The following is an 18,811-nucleotide window of genomic DNA, read 5'->3' as shown; positions in this document are numbered from 1 at the left end:
CCTCTTTTATAACGATTAGAGCACTTAACTCGACCATCTTTCAGCCTCAGCTTGTAGCGATATTGATGGGGGAGTTCATTTAGCATAAAGGAGCTCAATTAATATGCCTGGTAAAATTAATATCATTACCGATAACTATTATTTTTTTGTTGGGCTCAAGGCGTATTTACATGCCGAGGGGCGAGTGATTAACCAAATGGCACTCAATGAACTGAAAAACACCAGCACCAGTAGCTTTAGCAAAGAAGATGTGCTGGTTTTTCATATGTTGAATTCAATCAGTGAGATGTCGTTCTTGATTGCGGTAGCCAAATTCCCGGGCAAAGTGATTTTTTTGCCAAGCGAAATGAAAATTAAATTCAATCTGGATTTTGGGCGGCATATTGCCTTGGCAGAGGATACCGATGAGGGCGCGGTGTTTAATGAATTGGTCAAGATCGTTGGTGGGGAGCTTCCTGTTGCTACTTTTCTCCAGGATAGCTTAACCCGCAGAGAGAAGGCCGTACTGCTGTCTATGATCGATGGCATGAATATGCAGGCCATCGGCCACAGTTTACGTATCTCAACCAAAACCGTGTATACCCACCGGCGTAATGCCTTGCAAAAGCTGGGGGTGCGAAACCTGTTTCAGGCGTGCCCCATAAAAACCAGCGTGCTTAATTCAGCTATTTTTGCCAGTTGAAAACATGGCCAGCGCCTAGGGGAGCACTGGCCGTGGTTAACCTACCTTATTTCGTTGGTGCCGGGCCGATGTTGTCATCGATACGCTTGAGCATATAAGGGAAGAACGGGTTTGAGGACAGACGCATCAGTGAGTCCAGCCCGACCACCAGCACTGCCCGCTCGCCACGTGCGGCAAAGGTCCCCAGGCTGATACCGTACTGATTGCGTGGTTCCGGGTAACGCCCGTAAAGGGAATCACTCAGCGGGAACGGCAAGGCCACGTGCGACAGCGAGAAGATATCCGGCAAGTAGGTGATACCGAGCAGATCCGTGGTCTCTGCCGTTTGCCCTGCGACGATGGTGCGTGCCTCGGTATCGGTAGTTTCTGGCGTTACGTTAGTGACGATGGTGGCTGTATAGTTACGCGGTGCCGGTGGCAGCAGCCGCGGCAGCGCGGTATAGGATGAGCTTCTGAGTAACGGCCCAAACGCCACCGCCTGGTTTAAATCAAATAACACCACTTCACTGCCGTTGGCAGGCAGATGGTTATACAGGGCGGTGATCACCGCGCGGGTACTGACGGTAGAATCCATCACCGATTGGAACGTCAGGATCGGCGGCAGTTCGCCCATTTTGCCGTTGCGTGAATCGGCGGCAATCTGCCTTTGCAATGCCTGGGTTAGCTGGAAGGACTGGCGTGCCGCATTCACCGGGAACGAATTGTATTTGAATGGGTTAAACTCCGGCACAATCCCCAACCACGCCGCCTTGGCAAACGCCGGGAAGATGGCTGGCCAACCGGCAATACCGGCAAAACGAGCAAAGCTGGTGACGCCGATCATCGGCGAAATCAGCACCACACGCTGGGGTTTCGTCAGGCGGGGGTCATCCAACGCATCCAGCGTGTATTTCATCGCCAACGCGCCGCCGTTTGAGAAGCCTACGATATGCAGCGGTACGTCGTCACCCGCCAGGCGTTTGGCTTCACGGATCGCCAAACGGGTGGCCGCCATCCAATCCTGCCAGTCTACGTCGGTCAGTGCTCCTGGTACGGTGCCGTGCGCCGGTAAACGAATACCGACCGCCACATAACCATATTCACGGTAATTATCCGCGATATGCCGCAGGCTGTAAGGGGTATCGGTCAAGCCATGCAACAGCACTACAGCGCCTTTCGGCTTGCCTTCCGGCATCATAATGTAGGAGCGGTTCCAGTCGGTGGGAAACTTTTCGGGATAGATTGGGCTGTCGGCATAGTAGCGGTTCAACGAGGTCTGCTGGCTGCTGTCCAACTTGTCGGTCACATTCTGGCGAACCTCTTTGAAAATGGCGTCCTCGGCAGTCAGATAATCCGCCCAACTGGCCTTATCGATCTCATCGGCGTGCATTTCATCAGGGACAAAGGTATGCCAAAGCTGTAACGATGGCCCACGCTGGGTGTCATAAACTCGCATGCCCAGCGCACCGACGATTAACACCACCAGCAGCAGGGCAATGCGTTTAATCCATTTGATAAACATCAGGTTTAACTCCGTTTTTTATTGTAATGGCCGAGCCGGAAAACTCGCTATTATCCCGCAAGGGGAGTTCGTCCCTGAATTCTGTATCCTATCAGCAAGGGGGCCATGTTGCGGCCTGACACCTAAACCGTGAAGCAACTTGTTCCCTTTAGCGTGGTGATACGGTGGTGGTACTGCCATTGGTCACCAGTGCAACGCGCTGCCCTGTATGGAACTGGGTTGAGCCCTGTGCCTGAACGACCACGATATTCACGCCATCATCCCGGCGCACTTCCAGTTCCACCCCGGCGCTGCGGTTCATGGCGCTTTGGATCCCTGAGCCAGCAGCTGCGCCCCCCACGGCACCCGCCGCCGTTGCCAGGCTGCGTCCTGAGCCGCCACCCACGGTATTACCCAGGAAGCCACCGACCACGGCCCCACCAATAGCCCCAGCGGCGTTGGTGCCATCACCACCCTGGATGGTTACCGGACGCACGGAGACCAGCGTGCCATAAGTGACGAAGTTGGCCTGCCTGGCCTGTGCTGCTGTAAAGGTATCGCCGGAAGCGGTGCGATTAGCGTTACATCCGCTGAGAACGGCGGCAGCAAGAGCGACAACAATGATGGTTTTATTCATGAGAAAACTCCGGGCAAGTTAAGTACGCAAAGAGACAGTCGCTGTCTCATACAAATAAGTATGGCAGGAACTTGATTTTATTCAGGCGGTACGACAAAAAATTATAATCGGGCGTAAGAATAAGGATTAAGAATTTTAGTGTGTTGTTTTACGTCAATTAACCAAGAATATTCTTATTCATCAGCATGATTAATTATTCTGAAGGAGGATAAATGAATAGCGGGGTGACAGCCTGAACGCTCCTGGAATGGCGACGAATTGGCGGGAGAAACCAGAACAGGTCTGGTGTTCTCCCGATTTTATCTGAGGGTAATGTCAGGGCTTAACGACAGCCACGTCCGCCGTGCATCCCCGCCCCGCCCATCCCGTGACCCATCATCGGCACGCCAGCCTTGGCCAGATCGGTATCCAGCGCCACGCGTTGTTGGTACAGGTTATCACGCAATGCGGTGATTTCTTTGCTCACGGCCAAGACCTTCTGCTCATCCAAAGGCTTGCTGGTCAGCAATGCCTGATATTCGTATTGCTTGGACATCAGTTGTTGGCGCAGATCGGCGGTTTTCGACTGGAACTCATCAAAGGCTTTCTGGCTGACGGCTTGCTGTTCAGGCGTCAAGTTCGCGCGGTTACCGTGCTGATAACCCATCCCCTGATGAGTTCCCTGTGCATTGGTCATGTTTGCGTGGTAACCATTTTGCGCCAGCGCGGTAGTGCTAACACTGGTCAGCAGGGCAACGGAGATAATGGCGGCGAGGGTAGTTTTAGTTAGCGTCATGATTGATTTCCTTTGGTTTAGGGTTCATGGATTCCATTTCTTTAATTGCAACCGCCATGCCAGCTTCAGGCTGGCATGGGAATTGTATAGATCCAGGATCGCCGTTAGGGCTTGGCTATCTCAGCCAACGGGCGCCAGCCAAGGAACTCCAGCATGCAGCGCGTTAAGTTTATGACAGTAATAAAAATAACTGATGGTGGAGGGTGGCCGTTTGCTGGTCGCCATCCAGAGATAAAGTGGGTTATTTTTACTCGCCATACTGATAGTGTGGGTAATAATTACCCGCACGCTGGCGTGCCGGTTGCAGAGGAAGCCAATGGAATTTAAAACCAAATCGACGCTCTTACCTGCCTGGATTGCGATCGCCGCGGTCGCGTTACTGCTTGGCATTATCATCACGCTGGCCATTAAAGATCTGCAGCGTGGGCGTGAGGTGGAAATCCAAACGCTACGAGAAAAAAGCGCGGTGTTGATGAGCTCGTTTGAATCCGGTGCTCGTACCGGTATGGGCATGCGCTGGCGTCACGATCAGCGTCAAACCCTGTTGGAGGAGATGGCCTATCAGCCAAACGTGCTGTACATCGCCATTACCGATCGTTCTGGCCGTATCCTGGCGCACAGCGATCCGCAACGCGTTGGCCAGCAGCTGTATAGCCCGCAACAGATGGCTGAGCTGAAGGTCTCCAGCGATGCACAGTGGCATATGACGACCTTTGATGAGCCGCAGGCTCAGCAGCAGAATGCTTTCGAAGCTTACCGTTGGTTTAAGCCGCTCAAGCGCGGCAGCGGCCACTCTGGCCATATGATGAACCGATCGCGTATGCAGGAGGCTGCCGAGCCTCAGGATGATGAGCAGGCCGTTATTTTTGCGGCGTTAGACACTATCGCGCTTGATGCCGCCCAGGCAAAAGATATGCGCAACACCTCGATTTTGCTGTCCATCCTGCTGTTGCTGGCGTTAGCCAGTTTGTTGGCGCTGTTCTGGGGGCGGCGTTATCAACGTTCCAGCCAACAGTTGCAGGACTCAAGGGCCTTCTCCAGCGAAATTATCAGTAACTTGCCGATGGGCTTGATCACCACTAATGATCAGCACCAAATCCGGGTGGTTAACCATGCGGCAGAAGTGATGCTGGGTTGTAGTGCCGCCGAGCTGTTTGGCCAGCCCAGCAATCAGGTGTTGCCCGCCGAATGGCAGCAACTTGCGCAGAAAAGTAGCCACGGTCAGCCGATCATCGAACAGGATATTGATCATCGTCTGGCTGGTGGGCAGAGCCTGCCGTTGAGCATCAGCGTGGCGAATATTGTTAATCACAGCGGTCATTTTCTCGGCAACGTGTTTATCTTCCGCGATATGCGGGAAATCCGCCAACTGCAAGAGGAGATCCGCCGCAAAGAAAAGCTGGCGGCTATCGGCGATTTAGCGGCTGGCGTGGCCCACGAGATCCGCAACCCGCTTTCCTCCATCAAAGGTTTCGCCAAGTATTTTGCCGACCGCTCGCCTGCGGGTAGCGAACAGCATGAACTGGCCAAGGTGATGGCGAAAGAGGTCGATCGCCTCAACCGGGTGATCACCGAGTTACTGGCGCTGGTGCGCCCTGCCGATCTGCGTTTGCAGCGGGTGGCGATTAATGAGGTGATCGAACATTCGCTGCACCTGATCCGTCAGGATGCAGAGAGTAATAATATCGTCCTCCGCTCCCGTTGTGATGAAGCTTTGCCGCTGGTGGAGATCGATCCCGATCGCCTTACTCAGGTGTTGTTGAATCTGTATCTCAATGCCATCCAGGCGATTGGCTCGGATGGCGTACTCGAGGTTGACGTTGAAGCGATCAAGGATGGGGCGATGCGCATTACCGTCTGCGACTCGGGTGCTGGTATCCCACCTGACGACTTGGGAAAAATCTTTAACCCTTACTTCACCACCAAGGCGGCGGGCACTGGCCTGGGCCTGACCATGGTGCAGAAAGTGATCGAGGAGCACCAGGGGACGATCGTCGTTACCAGTGGCCAACCAACGGGCACCCGATTTGAAATAGTGATCCCGCTCAGGCATAACAATCAACAAGGGGAGGCTCATGCAGACGTCTAATGCACATATTTTGCTGGTTGAGGACGATCTCAGCCACTGCACTATCCTCGAGGCTCTGATAAACGGCTGGGGCTACCGGGTCAGCGTGGCGCATAACGGTCGACAAGCGTTGGAGCAGGTCAGGGCACAGCCGTTCGATCTGATCCTCAGCGACGTGCGAATGGCGGAAATGGACGGCATCGCGGCGCTGAAGGCCATCAAAAGCTATAACCCGGCGATCCCGATCCTGATCATGACCGCCTACTCCAACGTAGAGTCTGCCGTGGAAGCGATAAAAGCGGGGGCTTATGACTATCTGACCAAGCCTCTCGATTTCGATACGTTGCAGCTCACATTGGCACGCGCACTGGAGCACACCTCGTTAAAGAGTGAAAACCAGGATCTGAAGCAGCGTTTGCGGTTCGATCAGCAAAATTTTATTGGCCGCAGTGAACCGATGCGCAAGCTGCTGGAAATGATCGCCATGATTGCCCCTTCCGAAGCGACGGTGTTGATCAGCGGCGAATCCGGCACCGGCAAGGAGCTGATAGCCCGGGCCGTACACGCCAACAGCCTGCGCAAGGAGCGGCCATTGGTGAGCATTAACTGCGCCGCCTTGAGCGAATCTCTGCTGGAGTCGGAGCTGTTCGGTCATGAGAAAGGGGCATTTACCGGTGCCGATAAACGCCGGGAAGGGCGATTTATGGAGGCTGACCAGGGTACGCTGTTCTTGGACGAGATTGGAGAAGTCTCGCCGCTGATGCAGGCAAAATTACTGCGGGCGATCCAGGAGCGGGAGATCCAGCGGGTGGGCAGTAATCAGACCCTGTCGGTGGATGTACGTCTGATCGCAGCGACTAACCGGGATCTTTTGGCGGACGTGGAGGCTGGCAGGTTCCGCCAGGATCTCTACTATCGGCTGAACGTGGTGACGGTGGACAGCCCGCCGCTGAGGGCGCGCAGCGAAGATATACCCCTGTTGGCAATGCATTTTCTGGCCAAATTTGCCGAGCGTAACCGTAAGCCGGTTAAGGGATTCACTCCGCTGGCGATGGATATGTTGCTGAAATACCCCTGGCCGGGCAACGTGCGTGAGCTGGAGAACAGCGTTGAGCGCGGGGTGATCCTGCTGAGTGGGGACTTTATCAGTGAAAAAGAGCTGCCGCTGAGTATCAGCCAGTGCGTTGATGTGCAGCCGGATCGCCAATGTGGCCAAGCGATCCAGCCGTTGGATCAGGTAGAGAAACAGGCGATTTTGGCGGCGCTGGAACAAACCTCCGGTAACAAGACCGAAGCGGCCAAACAGCTCGGCATTACCCGTAAAACGCTGTTGGCCAAGTTACAGAAGTAGCTTCTGGCTTCCGTTCATACCCCTCACCCGAACCCTCTCCCACAGGGAGAGGGGACCGTTCGAGCCGTCACTGAATTACAGTGATTTGTCTTTATATTAAGTAGTTACAGAATTATTTTGCGCCCTGCCACGCGCCCCGTTCAGCTCCCTCTCCCTGTGGGAGAGGGTCGGGGTGAGGGCGCAGCGATCTCCGGGTGGCCATTGATTATCCAACAGGTGTCACAGCTCGCCTCTCTTACCTAACCACAACGCCGTACTAGCTCCCTCTCCCTGTGGGAGAGGGTTGGGGTGAGGGGTCAGTCTCCGCGCGTAGTTCAGCCACCCGTTGCTGCAAATCAGGCCACGGTTTTTGCTTGGTAAAGTCCTGCCGTAGATACTGCAGCAGCGCAGCGATTTGCTCGTCGTTGAGGTTATAACGGAACGCAGGCATATAGCCTAATTCGCCTTTGGCCGGCTGCTGGATACCGGAAAGCACCACGCGGATGGCATTATCCGGGCTGCTGCTATACAGGTTGCTGTTCAGGGCCAGGGAAGGGCGTACGCCCTGCATCTGCGCGCCTTTCTCCTGGGAGTGACAAGCCATACAGGCACCGGAGAAAATCCGTGCTCCCTGCGAAGTCAGTGGCTCAACCCTTAGCTCCGCCAACCGGTTGATCTCTGCGGCCTTACCCGGGAGGCTTTCATCCTGAGGATGGAAAGAGCGTAAATAGGTGGCAATCGCCTGCAAATCCTCTGGCGGCAACTGAGAAAGACCTTCCTCGATCACCGGTGCCATCGGCCCAGCAGCCACACCGTGGTTAGCGGAGTAGCCGGTTTGCATAAAGGTCAGCAGATCCTGCTGGCTCCAGGCCAGCGGTAACTGAGCGTTGGCGGTCAGGGCCGGAGCGGTCCAGCCCTCTGCGACACCACCGCTCAAATGTTTGCTGCCCCCTTGCTCCCCAAACAGGAAGTTTCGTGGCGAATGGCAGGCGCTGCAATGGCCCAGCCCTTCCGTCAGATAGGCCCCCCGGTTCCACTCTTTACTCTGGCTGGCGTCTGGCTGCATGGCACCGGGCGTCAGATAGAGCCAGTTCCAGGTCACGATCCCCTGACGGATATTGAACGGGAAATGTAATGAGGTTTTCGGCGGTTGGTAGTGCACCGCTGGCTGCGTCATCAGGTAGGCGTACAGTGCCTTGAGATCTTCGTCGCTGGTGCGGGTAAATGCGGTATAGGGGAAAGCCGGGTAGAGGTAATTGCCCTGGCGATCGACCCCGTGGCGCATGGCGCGCTCAAAGGCGGGATAGGACCATCCGCCAATCCCCGTTTCCAGGTCGGGCGTAATATTGCTGGTATAGATGGTACCGAACGGGATCTCCATTGCCAGCCCGCCGGTATTGCGTTCGCCACCGGGGCGCGTGTGGCAAACCGCACAATCACCAACGGCGGCCAGACGCTCACCTTTTTCAATCTGTGCCTGGCTGAAGGTATGGGTATCCAGACGATCGATTTGCACCATTTCTGGCTGCCAGGTGGCAATCGCCCCCACGGCAACGATGATGGCAACGGCCAGCGCGCCCAGCCCGGCGATTTTCTTTATCTTGTGCATAATGTGTTACCCGTTTGCATGGCTGGAAGAGGTGGCAGTAGCTAAAGCCTTCAGGATCCGTTCCGGGGTGAAGGGGACTTCGCGCAGCCTGACGCCCAGCGCATCAAATAACGCATTGGCGATGGCGGCAGCGCTCGGTACGGAGGCGGATTCCCCTGCTCCCATCGGCGGTTCATGCGGGTTATCCAGCAGTTGGATATCCACTTCTGGCAGTTCGTCAAACCGCAGCAGGGGGTAACCGCCCCAATCCAGTGAGGTCACTCCGCTGTGGTCAAAAGTGACAAACTCTTTCAGGACCCGGCTGGCAGACTGGATGATGTTGCCATGCACCTGATGGCGCACCCCGGCCGGATTGACGATTTGCCCGCAGTCGTGGGCCACGTAGATCTTGTTCAGTGTGATCTGCCCGTTGCGGCGATTAACGCTGAGATCGCAGACCCAGGCCGCCCAGGCGGCACCAAACCCGGGGAATTTGCTGTGGAAGTAACGGGCATAGGCGAAACCTCGGCCATTGACCACCTCTTGATCCTCGGCCACCGGATTACGGTGGGCTGGCCCATCCTGCCAGTTGGCCTGTTTTTTCAGCGCGTGGATCAACGTAATGGCGCGCGGATCGGTTAAATATTGCAGCCGGTAGGCGATCGGATCCTGTTTGGCGAGGTAGGCCAACTCGTCGATCCAGCTTTCATGGGCAAACACGTTCGGCAGCGCCGACACGCCACGCATCCAGGAAGCCCGCACGATGGGTGCTGCATCTTCCGCAATCACCCGCATATGCGGATATTCATATTGCGGCACGGCGGTACGGTCCCCCATCTGCTGTACGTCTGGCCGATTGGCAACTTTGCCGGTTAATATCAGCGGCAGGGTAACGGCGTTGTTGGAGGGATAGCTGGTCCTCAACTCATAGGCGGCGACCTGATGATTGGCATCCAGCCCGCCACGTACGCGGATCAATTGCCCGGTACCTTTAGGCTCCCAACCCGCTTCCTGCTCGCGCATCAACTGCACCCGCACCGGCTTGCCGGTGGCGTGTGACAGTAAGGCCGCATCTGCAGAAACGTCGTCGGCACAGTTACGTCCATAGCAGCCGGAAGCTTCCATGCGGTTGATATGCACCTGCTCCGGCTCACGGCCAAGCAATTTGGCAATGTCTTTGCGCAGGTCGTGGGGGTTTTGCGTACCGGACCAGATTTCCACCTGATGCGCATTTACCTCGGCCACGGCACAGGAAGGGCCGATAGAGGCATGTAAATGATAAGGCCAGACGTAGTCGGCATTGACCTGCGTTGCGACTGCGGCAAGGGCGTCGGTGGTGCCCGGATCGTCGCGCAGAATTCGCTCGGCTTTCGGCATGGCTTCCAGCGTCGCGTGCAGCTTATCCAAAGACAGATCCGGTAACCCGGCCCAGGGCTGCCATTGTACCTTCAGTTGGCGCATGGCTGCGATCGCCTGCTCCTCACGCTCGGCGACGATGCCGATAAAGTCATTGATGACCACCAGTTTGACAATACCGGGCAGGTGGGCAATGGATCCCCGATCGACGGAAATCATCGCTTTTCCCAATGGCGCGCTGCTGTCTGCTCCGGCATAAGGCGGGCGCACTACCCGCCCATGTAACATGCCTGGTAGGCGCATATCGTGCACATAGGTCAGTTGGCCGCGAACCTTGGCCGGAATATCGACGCGTGCCACCGGTTTGCCCACATACTGGCCGCTTTGCGGGCTTTTCAGCACTACATTGCTGTCCAGCGGCAGATGCAGATCCTGCCCACGCGCCAGTTCGGCGTAGCTCAGGCGGGCTGAGGGGGCATCTGGGGCAAACACGAAGCCATTGGCAGTTGTCAGCTGTGCGGCCGGGCGCTTGAAGGCAAGAGCAGCCAGTTCCACCAGCAATTGCCGCACCTGCGCTGCCGCCTGACGCAAGGGAACCGAGGTTACTTGAATGGTGGCGCTGGCGATGGTTGGGCCTTGATCGGGCGTGCGATTGGTATCGCCCAGGATCAGCGTGACATCGTCGAAAGCCACGTCCAGTTCATCGGCGACAATCTGCGCCAGTGAGGTGCGTATGCCGGTGCCGAGATCGACGTGGCCGTTAAATGCGGTCACTTTGCCGTCGGCACTGAGGGCAATAAAGCTGCTGATGCGGTCCAGAGGGATCGCTTTACCTGTAGTGGCAGGGCTGCCCGCAAGCGCGTTGAAGGGTAACAGGCTGCTGACCATCACTACGCCCCCCGCCTGCAGCAGGCGGCGACGGGTTATTTGCATCTCCATCATTGGGCACCGCGCTCGGCCAGAAGCCGCTTGGCCTGTTGCGCCGCAGCCAGAATTTCCAGATGGGTACCGCAACGGCACAGGTTGAAGGCTAATTCGTTTTTGATCTGTTGCTCGCTGGCTTGGGGATCGCGTTCAAACAGCGCCACCAGCGTCATAATCATGCCGTTGGTGCAGTAGCCACACTGCACGGCCTGTTCATCGATAAAGCCCTGTTGCACCGGGTGTAAATGGCCTTCATGGCTTAGCCCTTCCAGCGTGGTGACCGCTTTCCCCTGGGCAGCAGACAGCGGGGTGGAACAAGAACGGGTCGCAACGCCGTCGATCAGTACGGTACAGGCACCGCATTCGCCCAGGCCACAGCCATACTTGGGGCCGTTGAGTTGTAGATCGTTGCGTAGGACATACAGCAGGGGAGTCTCTGGTGGGATGTTGCTCAGTGCGACCAAACGGCCATTAACCTTAATTTCCATGTAAAACCCTATCCTTGATGAGTTTAATTTTTTGTGAATTCTATGTTGATGGCTGGGGGCTTGTTTGATCAAAAGAGGGATTTTTAATAATTAGCAGAATAATTATTGAAACAAGATGTGATGTAATGCATTGATACTCAAGAATAGTTATAAGCAGCGGCGAGCCAATGCCCACCGCTGTTGTGAGGGGTTACCTAAGGGTTAAGCGAGAAACTCAACCTTGCCGCCGTCCAGATGGTACATGCTGCCCACAATCTTGATTTTTCCTTCCTCTTCCAGCTTTTTCAGCACCGGGCTGTTTTTGCGGATATCGGCGATGGTCAGCTCGACGTTGGTTTTGGCGACGGCATCAACAAAATCATAGTTGCTACCGCTGCGGTCGCCTTTGAATTCGGTTTTGTCGATGGCCGGTTTGATCTTGTTGAGTAATCCGGTCAGGTTACCCAGCTCGACATTCTCGATAGCGCCTCTTATCGCACCACAGGCGGTGTGCCCCATCACCAGGACCACTTTGGCTCCGGCAGCAGCACAGGCAAACTCCATGCTGCCTAGAATGTCGTCATTCTGAATGTTACCAGCAACGCGTGCGTTAAAGGTTTCGCCAATGCCGACGTCAAACAGAATTTCTGCCGGGGCGCGTGAGTCAATGCAGCTTAAAATGACTGCTGCTGGGAACTGCCCCTGAGCGCTGGCCTGCTTCTGGGCGACATAGTCATGCTGCTGCATTTTGCCTTCCCGAAAGCGCATATTGCCTTGTTTAAAGCTGGCGATGATGTCGTCCGGCGTCATTTTATCGCGCTGTTCTTTGGTCATCGCGGCGGCAAAGGCCACTGAAGGTGCGGTGAAACCGGCAATGCCGGTCATGGCTAATACTGAAAGGGCTGCGGTACGTTTTAGCAGGGCACGGCGTGGCGGTTCTTGATCGGGGAGCTTACTCATATACGTTATTCCTCGTGTGCTGTTTTGGAGAGAAAACACGTTGATTGCGCCAGTTCCCAGAGGTAATGAAACAACCGGGCGTAGTGGCGTTGAACGGGTATCGCCTTGATAAAGGTAAGCACTAGTAAGTGTATATGTGCCCTTGCTTTTCAGCTGGATATTTTGTGAACAAAATGAGGCCGCCGGGAACCAGATTCCTGTTTGTTCGCGCCAGACAATGGCTTAACATAGCGACAACTTTTTTTGCCTGGCCTATATGGATATCCGATGCGTCACCTGGTTACGCTTTTACCCCTGATCCCTTTGCTGGCTGCCTGTAGCAGCGAGCCTAAACCTACCGAGCAATTGGCCCCCCCAGATAGCCTGGTGCAGAGTGGCTTTGTGCTTGAACCGGAGCATGCCATTCATCCGCTGGGCGGCGACTTTGCCAATAATCCGGCGACGGCGCGCTTTATCGACAAGATGGTGCAGGAGCACGGCTTTGAACGCCAGCAGTTGCATGACGTATTGGCCCAAGCCAAACAACTGGACTGGGTGGTGGCGCTGATGGATAAGCAGGCACCCGCTGGCAAGCCAGCGACGTCGCCAAACGGCGCCTGGATCCGCTATCGCAACAAATTTCTGACGCCGGATAACGTGCAGAACGGGGTGGTGTTCTGGAATAAATATGAGGCGGATCTCCAGCGCGCCTACCAGGTTTACGGTGTACCGCCAGAAATTATCGTGGGTATTATCGGGGTGGAAACCCGTTGGGGCCGGGTGATGGGCAAAACGCGCATTATCGATGCGTTGGCGACGCTGTCGTTTAACTACCCACGCCGTGCCGAGTACTTTAGCGGTGAATTGGCTACCTTCCTGCTGATGGCGCGTGCCGAAGGCGACGATCCGCTTTCCCTGCGTGGCTCCTACGCCGGTGCGATGGGCTACGGCCAGTTTATGCCTTCGTCGTTCAAGAGCTATGCGGTTGACTTCAACGGCGACGGCCATATCAACCTGTGGGATCCGGTGGATGCCATCGGCAGCGTAGCCAACTACTTCAAAGCTCATGGCTGGACGCGTGGAGCAACGGTGGCGGTGCCAGCTAATGGCCAGGCTCCTGGTTTAGAGACCGGTTTTAAAACCAATTATTCGGTCGCTACGCTGGCTGCGGCTGGGTTGACGCCGCAAGGGTCGTTGGAAGGTAATCAGCAGGTCAGCCTGCTGCGCCTGGATATGGGCAACCGTTATCAATATTGGTACGGCCTGCCGAACTTCTACGCCATCACCCGCTATAACCACAGCGTGCATTATTCGATGGCGGTGTGGCAGTTGGGTGAAGCGGTGGGCAGGGCTCGGCGCGGGCAGTGAGTTTTTTGGGTGATTGATTTTAGCTCGGAGATCTGCCCCTCACCCTAACCCTCTCCCACAGGGAGAGGGGACCGATCGAGTTGGACTTAAAATGTAGTGATTCTACATAAGCACCGGTGGTTGAAGTGACAATCAAAGGTTGCTGAAATGACCTCCTTCTCCCAACAGAGCAGGGGCTATCAGCTCCCTCTCCCACAGGGAGAGGGGACCGATCGAGTTGGACTTAAAATGTAGTGATTCTACATAAGCACCGGTGGTTGAAGTGACAATCAAAGGTTGCTGAAATGACCTCCTTCTCCCAACAGAGCAGGGGCTATCAGCTCCCTCTCCCTGTGGGAGAGGGTTGGGGTGAGGGGGCATCAACGTTCCCGCAACGACTCTTTCACCTTGTTCAGCGGCTTGATCAGGTAATCCAGCACGCTTTTCTGCCCAGTTTTGATCTCCACGCTGGCCACCATTCCCGGCACGATCGGGAACTTCTTACCCGCCTTATTCATCAGCTCCGCCTGCTTGGTGCGCACGTAAACCCGGTAGTAATACTGGTCGCGTTTGACCTCGTCCTGAAGGGTATCCGGGGAAACGTTCTCCACCTCGCCATTCAGGTTGCCGTAGATCGACGAATCATAGGCGGTTACTTTTACGGTGGCGGGCAGGCCAGGGCGGATATAGGCGATATCTCGTGGATTGATACGGGTTTCGATCAGCAACTGATCTTCCAACGGCACGATCTCCATCAGCTTACCGCCCGGCTGCAACACGCCGCCCACGGTGGTCACCTGAATGTCTTTGACGATCCCACGCACCGGCGAAACCATGGTGGCACGCTCCAACTGATCTTCCTTACCGTTCACCAGCTCCAGCTGGGCGTCGAGATCGGCGTTGTTTTTCACCTGCTCTTCGCGCGCGCGTACGGCATACTGGTTCCGAGCCTCGTCAATCTTGCCGCGCAGCTCACTGACCTGCCGCCGTAGGCGGATCACTTCAACCTGACCGGCGGCCCCCTTGGCGACCAATGGTTCGGTCATACGTAATTCCTGCTGAACCAATTGCATGGATTGCTGCAGGTTGGTGACGGTTTCATCGCGGTTGCGCTTGCGGGATTCATACAGCTGGCGTTCACGGGCCACCAGACTTGGCTCCTTCAAGGTATCGGCGCTGAACTGCAGTGGCTCGCCGGTCAGCTCGGAACGCAGGCGTTCGGCGGAGGCGCGCAGGGTGCGTACGCGGGAAAAGGCCTCGCCATAGTTGGACTGGAAGCGTTTCACATCCAACTGCGCCAGTTTCTGGCCCTTGTTGACGATATCCCCTTCATGCACATACAGGTGATCGATAATCCCACCGTCCAGGCTCTCAATCAGCTGCGCCCGGCTTAAGGGCGTGACCTTGCCGGTGCCGACGGTGACCTCATCGAGCAGGGCAAAATAGGCCCAAACCACAAACAGGATCATCCCCAACAGCGTCAACCAAAGTACCGAGGAATGCCGCCGCCCCTGGCGTGCCAGATCGTCTTGCATGGTGATATTGCTCATTGCTTGCTCCTCATGCTACGCCCTGTTCTTTATTGATCGGCTTATTGGCTGCCTGCAGGATCTGATCCTTTGGCCCATCGGCCACCACGCGGCCGTTATCCAGCACCACAATGCGATCCACCAGCTTCAACAACGCTGGCCGATGGGTGACCAGCACCAGCGTGCGGCCGCTGAGCCAGCCGTGCATCTGGCGGATCACGTACTCTTCCAACTGTTCATCCATGGAGGCGGTGGGTTCATCCAGCAGCACGATTTGCGGGTTACGCAGGATCATACGGCTCAACAACACCATCTGGCGCTGGCCGCCGGACAGGCCGCGGCCTCCTTCATGAATAATGCGATCCAGGCTGGCGGCATCTTGTTGTACCAGGCTCAGTGCCCCCGAGATCCGCAGCGCCTGGAGCATTTCCGATTCGGTAGCGTGAGGGTGGCCGAGCATCAGGTTCTGGCGCAGGCTGCCGAAGAACAGCCGGGACTCCTGGGATAGAAAGCCCACTTGGCGGCGTACATCGCTGGGGTCGATATGGCTGATATCAACCCCGTCGATGATCACCTTGCCCCGGGTGGCGCTGGCTTGACCGGAGAGCAGCTTCAATAGCGTCGATTTCCCCGCGCCGACCTTGCCGAGGATCGCTACCCGTTCGCCGGGTTTGATCTCCAGATTATTGACGGTAATCGAGTTATCCCCTTTCTCCACGTCGTAGCTGTATTGCAGACTGCGCAGTTGGAAATGGCCGCTGAGCACCGGGCAATGAGCCATCTTGCCCTCTTCCGGCTTGTCGAGCGGCTTCTTCAACAGATCGTCAAGGCCGGTCATGGCGGTTTTGGCGTGCTGCCAGCGTGAGAACACCATGGTCAACTGCATCAGCGGGGCGATGGTACGTGAGGAAAGCAGGCTACAGGCCACCATGGTACCGGTCGTGATATCGCCGGCGAGCACCAGATAGCTGCCAAACACCAGCATACCGGCATAGGTCAACTGTTGTACCGTCGAGGCCCAACCGCTGAGCCGTGCGCCCCACAGCCGCTGCTGCATACCGATGTTGGCGCTGACCGCGTGGGTCTGCTCCCATTGGCGCTGGAAGTAGGGCTCGGCTTGCAGTGCCTTGATATCCTCAACCCCTTCGATCGACTCAACCAGCACCGCGTTGCGCAGCGCGCTTTCCCGCATGCCTTCCTTCGCCAGTTTGGCCATCGGCCATTGCAGCAAGATGCCAGGAATGACGATCAGCGGGATCGCCAGCATCGGGATAAACACCAGCGGGCCACCGACCAGCGCCATAATGGCGAGGAACAGCAACACGAACGGCATATCCGCCGCCGCTCCCACGGTGGTGGAGGTCAGCAACTCCCGCACCTGATCGATCTCCCGCAGCTGCGAGATAAACGAGCCGGTCGATTTTGGCCGCGCTTCGTTTTTGATCGCCAGGGCGCGGGCAAATAGCATACCGGAGATCTTCAGGTCGATTTTCTTGCCCATCAGATCGGAGATCACGGTGCGCGACAGGCGGATGGCATACTCCAGCGCCGCCGCGATCAGCACCCCAAAGAACAGTACCCACAAGGTGGAGTAAGACTGGGCCGGAATAACCCGGTCATAGACCTGCATCGAAAACAGAATACCGGCCAGTGCCAGCACGTTGCTGATGATCGATGCCAGCGAGATCTCGCCGATTTGCCGTTTGGCCCCGCGAAAATGTTGCCAGAACCAGTGTTTGCGATAGGGCTGTACGAAGTCGTCGATGCGCGCATCCTGCCCGCGCTTCGCCGCTCCCAGCAGCACAATGGTGCCTTGCCCTTTCAGCAGCAGCTCCACCAGCTCGGCCTCTCGTTGCACGTCGCCGCTGTCGTTGAGCCAATACAGCGCCTTGCCCTCGCTATCGAGGGATTCGATCACCATCAGGCCGCCGTCGTCGATCTCGATCAGCGCGGGCAGGATCTCATTGCGCCAGCGGACTTTCTCCCGTGGCTGCAAGCTGACGCTAAGCCCCATCAGGTGGCCCAGACGTTCCAGCCGACGCGGGGCTGGCAGTTGTTCATACCAGCGCATTTGCTGGCGGACGGATTTGATATCGACAGCCAGACCGTAGCCGTTGGCCGCTCGGGCCATGGCGGCGATCCAGGTTTCGAGTGATGCAGGTTGTGACATAAGCGCTCCTGGCAAATCATTCAGACTATAGCGACGGTAAGTTGTCGCCACTGGCTCGTTGGCGCTCGATACCCAACATATCCAATAAGTTGTCGACCGCGGAGGCGTAGCGCACCGCCGCGTCCCAGCCGTCGTACAGGGCGATGACGCGTGAGCTTTCTGCCTGTAGCACGTCTTGTTCCACGCTGAGCAGGTCGTTCAGGCTGCGCTTGCTGAGCTTGTACTCGTCCTGATAGACGCTGCGGGTGTAGTCAGCGCTGCTCAATTGCTGTGCTCCGGCCAGCTCTCGCTGCTGCGCACCGATCAGGTCTGCATAGGCGGTGGAGGCTTTCTGGTTCATATCCAGCTTGGCGGCCTCGACCTGAGCCTGTGCCGCCTGGCGATCGCCCTCGGCGGCATCGACCTTGGCATTGACCGCGCCGCCCTGATAGATCGGTGCCTGCACTACGAGTTGCAGCTGATCGTTCCAATAGGATTGGGCATCGTTGCCATCGCTCTCATAGCGGGTGCGGCCTGCTTGAACCGAGATGGTAGGCCAGTGCTGGGCTTCGGCCTGGCGGATGCGCTGGGTCGCGGCTTCCTGCTTGGCCTGGGCGCTGAGCACTGCATTGCTTTTTTGATAGGGCAGCGACTTGAGGGTGATTTTCTGTTGCAACAGTTGCTGCGGCAGGTCGGGTAATTTATCCGGCACGACGCCGGTCAGTACGGAAAGCTGCGCCAGGGCTGAACGGTGTTGGGCGCGATACTGTTCCAGCGTGGCGTTCATCCCGGCGATGCGGGTTTGCGCCTGTAACACGTCGGATTGTGAACTGAGGCCAGCATTGGCCCGCAGCTCGGCAATTTCCTTGACCCGGTTCAGTGACACCAGGTTGCGCTCCGCCGCTGTGCCCAAGTCCTGATAGCGCTTGACCTGTAGGTAAGCCTGCAGCGTTTGTTGGCCCACCTCGGTCATGGTTTGGTACAGCGTGTAGCGATAGGCATCGGAGAGGTTATTCTGTTCCTCAATGCTGCCGCTGGTTTTGCCGAAGTCATACAGCAACTGGTTCAGGGTCACGCCTGCCGAGGCGTTGTTGTTCAAGGTGCCAGAGGAGTCGGTCTGGCTGGATTTGCCAAAATTGCTGTTGAGGGCAATTTGCGGGAACCAGGCGCTTTGTGCCAGCGCCAGATCGGCTTTACCCACGTTAATCTGCGCCGAAGCCTGGGCGATCTGCGGGTTACGAGCAAAGGCTCGCAGGATCGCATCCTGTAACGTCAGCGTCATTACCGAACGTTCTGTCGGCGCAGCTTGCCAGTTAAATTCGACCTGCGGTGCGGCGAGAGTCTGACCTGTCAGCCCGCCTAATCCGCCCAAAAACAGTCCGATTGTGGCCGCGCGCCGTAGCGTGAGCCGAGTTCCATCCATGCCATAAAGGTGTCTTTTCATTATCGCTACCACATCTATGCCGATAACTGCGCTGGGTTGCCGTTTCGGTTTTGTTATTGTGACGATCGTTAATTTCGGCGGCCCGTCTCCCGAACG

15 protein-coding genes are annotated in these 18,811 nt (G+C 56.6%); 5 read left to right on the top strand and 10 right to left on the bottom strand.

The window, feature by feature from the left end; all coding sequences use genetic code 11:
* Window positions 1-103: 103 nt before the first annotated feature.
* Window positions 104-682, top strand: coding sequence for a helix-turn-helix transcriptional regulator (locus AC6HVW_RS16905; protein WP_071682383.1), 579 nt, complete (start codon window positions 104-106; stop codon window positions 680-682).
* Window positions 683-728: 46 nt separating this feature from the next.
* Here AC6HVW_RS16905 and AC6HVW_RS16900 read toward each other — a convergent pair whose 3' ends face one another.
* The 3 genes from AC6HVW_RS16900 to AC6HVW_RS16890 form a co-directional block, all read right to left on the bottom strand.
* Window positions 729-2,183 (bottom strand): alpha/beta hydrolase, encoded by a 1,455-nt coding sequence (locus tag AC6HVW_RS16900; RefSeq protein ID WP_071682382.1) that lies wholly within the window; start codon window positions 2,181-2,183, stop codon window positions 729-731.
* 148 nt (window positions 2,184-2,331) lie between these two features.
* On the bottom strand, window positions 2,332-2,799 hold the full coding sequence (locus tag AC6HVW_RS16895) for an outer membrane lipoprotein (protein WP_065686966.1): 468 nt from the start codon (window positions 2,797-2,799) through the stop codon (window positions 2,332-2,334).
* Between the two features lie 322 nt (window positions 2,800-3,121).
* Window positions 3,122-3,574: a periplasmic heavy metal sensor gene (locus tag AC6HVW_RS16890; protein ID WP_071682381.1), complete on the bottom strand. Its 453-nt coding sequence runs from the start codon at window positions 3,572-3,574 to the stop codon at window positions 3,122-3,124.
* A 153-nt stretch (window positions 3,575-3,727) separates the two neighbouring features.
* Between AC6HVW_RS16890 and AC6HVW_RS16885 the strand changes: the two genes are divergently transcribed.
* From AC6HVW_RS16885 to AC6HVW_RS16875, 3 genes are read left to right on the top strand one after another with little or no spacing between them, the layout of a single operon-like run.
* Window positions 3,728-3,901, top strand: coding sequence for a hypothetical protein (locus tag AC6HVW_RS16885; RefSeq protein WP_172414007.1), 174 nt, complete (start codon window positions 3,728-3,730; stop codon window positions 3,899-3,901).
* The gene (locus AC6HVW_RS16880) at window positions 3,891-5,663 is read left to right on the top strand and encodes an ATP-binding protein (RefSeq protein ID WP_081367057.1); all 1,773 of its coding nucleotides are present in this window, start codon (window positions 3,891-3,893) and stop codon (window positions 5,661-5,663) included. Before AC6HVW_RS16885 ends, AC6HVW_RS16880 begins: the two co-directional genes overlap by 11 nt.
* Window positions 5,650-6,993 carry a sigma 54-interacting transcriptional regulator gene (locus tag AC6HVW_RS16875; protein WP_071682379.1) on the top strand — a complete coding sequence of 448 codons (1,344 nt, stop codon included), beginning with the start codon at window positions 5,650-5,652 and terminating at the stop codon, window positions 6,991-6,993. Before AC6HVW_RS16880 ends, AC6HVW_RS16875 begins: the two co-directional genes overlap by 14 nt.
* Window positions 6,994-7,249: 256 nt before the next feature.
* Here the strand turns inward: AC6HVW_RS16875 and AC6HVW_RS16870 are convergent, their stop codons facing one another.
* The 4 genes from AC6HVW_RS16870 to AC6HVW_RS16855 all read right to left on the bottom strand — a co-directional run bounded on the left by AC6HVW_RS16870 (window position 7,250) and on the right by AC6HVW_RS16855 (window position 12,267).
* Window positions 7,250-8,581, bottom strand: coding sequence for a c-type cytochrome (locus AC6HVW_RS16870; RefSeq protein WP_071682378.1), 1,332 nt, complete (start codon window positions 8,579-8,581; stop codon window positions 7,250-7,252).
* 6 nt (window positions 8,582-8,587) lie between these two features.
* A complete protein-coding gene (locus AC6HVW_RS16865; protein WP_071682377.1) occupies window positions 8,588-10,858 on the bottom strand; it encodes a xanthine dehydrogenase family protein molybdopterin-binding subunit in 2,271 nt (756 codons plus the stop codon).
* Window positions 10,855-11,328 (bottom strand): (2Fe-2S)-binding protein, encoded by a 474-nt coding sequence (locus AC6HVW_RS16860; RefSeq protein ID WP_071682376.1) that lies wholly within the window; start codon window positions 11,326-11,328, stop codon window positions 10,855-10,857. Before AC6HVW_RS16860 ends, AC6HVW_RS16865 begins: the two co-directional genes overlap by 4 nt.
* Before the next feature lie 201 nt (window positions 11,329-11,529).
* The gene (locus tag AC6HVW_RS16855; protein ID WP_059199878.1) at window positions 11,530-12,267 is read right to left on the bottom strand and encodes a carbonic anhydrase; all 738 of its coding nucleotides are present in this window, start codon (window positions 12,265-12,267) and stop codon (window positions 11,530-11,532) included.
* Window positions 12,268-12,534: 267 nt separating this feature from the next.
* Between AC6HVW_RS16855 and mltB the strand changes: the two genes are divergently transcribed.
* Window positions 12,535-13,614 (top strand): lytic murein transglycosylase B, encoded by a 1,080-nt coding sequence (mltB, locus tag AC6HVW_RS16850; protein ID WP_071682374.1) that lies wholly within the window; start codon window positions 12,535-12,537, stop codon window positions 13,612-13,614.
* A gap of 359 nt (window positions 13,615-13,973) precedes the next feature.
* On the opposite strand, the gene AC6HVW_RS16845 is transcribed toward mltB, so the two are convergent.
* Genes AC6HVW_RS16845 through AC6HVW_RS16835 form a run of 3 tightly spaced genes read right to left on the bottom strand, consistent with a single transcriptional unit; the run spans window position 13,974 to window position 18,715 of the window.
* The gene (locus AC6HVW_RS16845) at window positions 13,974-15,143 is read right to left on the bottom strand and encodes an HlyD family type I secretion periplasmic adaptor subunit (RefSeq protein WP_497569560.1); all 1,170 of its coding nucleotides are present in this window, start codon (window positions 15,141-15,143) and stop codon (window positions 13,974-13,976) included.
* 10 nt (window positions 15,144-15,153) lie between these two features.
* Window positions 15,154-17,292, bottom strand: a complete 2,139-nt coding sequence (locus tag AC6HVW_RS16840) for a type I secretion system permease/ATPase (protein WP_447889652.1) — start codon at window positions 17,290-17,292, stop codon at window positions 15,154-15,156.
* Window positions 17,293-17,317: 25 nt separating this feature from the next.
* Window positions 17,318-18,715 (bottom strand): TolC family outer membrane protein, encoded by a 1,398-nt coding sequence (locus AC6HVW_RS16835; protein WP_447889651.1) that lies wholly within the window; start codon window positions 18,713-18,715, stop codon window positions 17,318-17,320.
* Between the last annotated feature and the right edge of the window lie 96 nt (window positions 18,716-18,811).

It is taken from the genome of Serratia sp. NCCP-200 (assembly GCF_059697885.1).
Note: the sequence above shows the minus strand (reverse complement) of the source record. Positions and strands in the feature narration are given on the sequence as shown.

Bases quoted from the DNA above. Each gene is read 5' to 3' on its own strand.
- AC6HVW_RS16855 (WP_059199878.1), bottom strand. From the start codon at position 12,267: ATGAGTAAGCTCCCCGATCAAGAACCGCCACGCCGTGCCCTGCTAAAA.
- AC6HVW_RS16835 (WP_447889651.1), bottom strand. From the start codon at position 18,715: ATGAAAAGACACCTTTATGGCATGGATGGAACTCGGCTCACGCTACGG.
- AC6HVW_RS16870 (WP_071682378.1), bottom strand. From the start codon at position 8,581: ATGCACAAGATAAAGAAAATCGCCGGGCTGGGCGCGCTGGCCGTTGCC.
- AC6HVW_RS16890 (WP_071682381.1), bottom strand. From the start codon at position 3,574: ATGACGCTAACTAAAACTACCCTCGCCGCCATTATCTCCGTTGCCCTG.
- AC6HVW_RS16880 (WP_081367057.1), top strand. From the start codon at position 3,891: ATGGAATTTAAAACCAAATCGACGCTCTTACCTGCCTGGATTGCGATC.
- AC6HVW_RS16860 (WP_071682376.1), bottom strand. From the start codon at position 11,328: ATGGAAATTAAGGTTAATGGCCGTTTGGTCGCACTGAGCAACATCCCA.
- AC6HVW_RS16895 (WP_065686966.1), bottom strand. From the start codon at position 2,799: ATGAATAAAACCATCATTGTTGTCGCTCTTGCTGCCGCCGTTCTCAGC.
- AC6HVW_RS16875 (WP_071682379.1), top strand. From the start codon at position 5,650: ATGCAGACGTCTAATGCACATATTTTGCTGGTTGAGGACGATCTCAGC.
- AC6HVW_RS16900 (WP_071682382.1), bottom strand. From the start codon at position 2,183: ATGTTTATCAAATGGATTAAACGCATTGCCCTGCTGCTGGTGGTGTTA.
- AC6HVW_RS16885 (WP_172414007.1), top strand. From the start codon at position 3,728: ATGCAGCGCGTTAAGTTTATGACAGTAATAAAAATAACTGATGGTGGA.
- AC6HVW_RS16905 (WP_071682383.1), top strand. From the start codon at position 104: ATGCCTGGTAAAATTAATATCATTACCGATAACTATTATTTTTTTGTT.
- AC6HVW_RS16845 (WP_497569560.1), bottom strand. From the start codon at position 15,143: ATGAGCAATATCACCATGCAAGACGATCTGGCACGCCAGGGGCGGCGG.
- AC6HVW_RS16865 (WP_071682377.1), bottom strand. From the start codon at position 10,858: ATGATGGAGATGCAAATAACCCGTCGCCGCCTGCTGCAGGCGGGGGGC.
- AC6HVW_RS16840 (WP_447889652.1), bottom strand. From the start codon at position 17,292: ATGTCACAACCTGCATCACTCGAAACCTGGATCGCCGCCATGGCCCGA.
- mltB (WP_071682374.1), top strand. From the start codon at position 12,535: ATGCGTCACCTGGTTACGCTTTTACCCCTGATCCCTTTGCTGGCTGCC.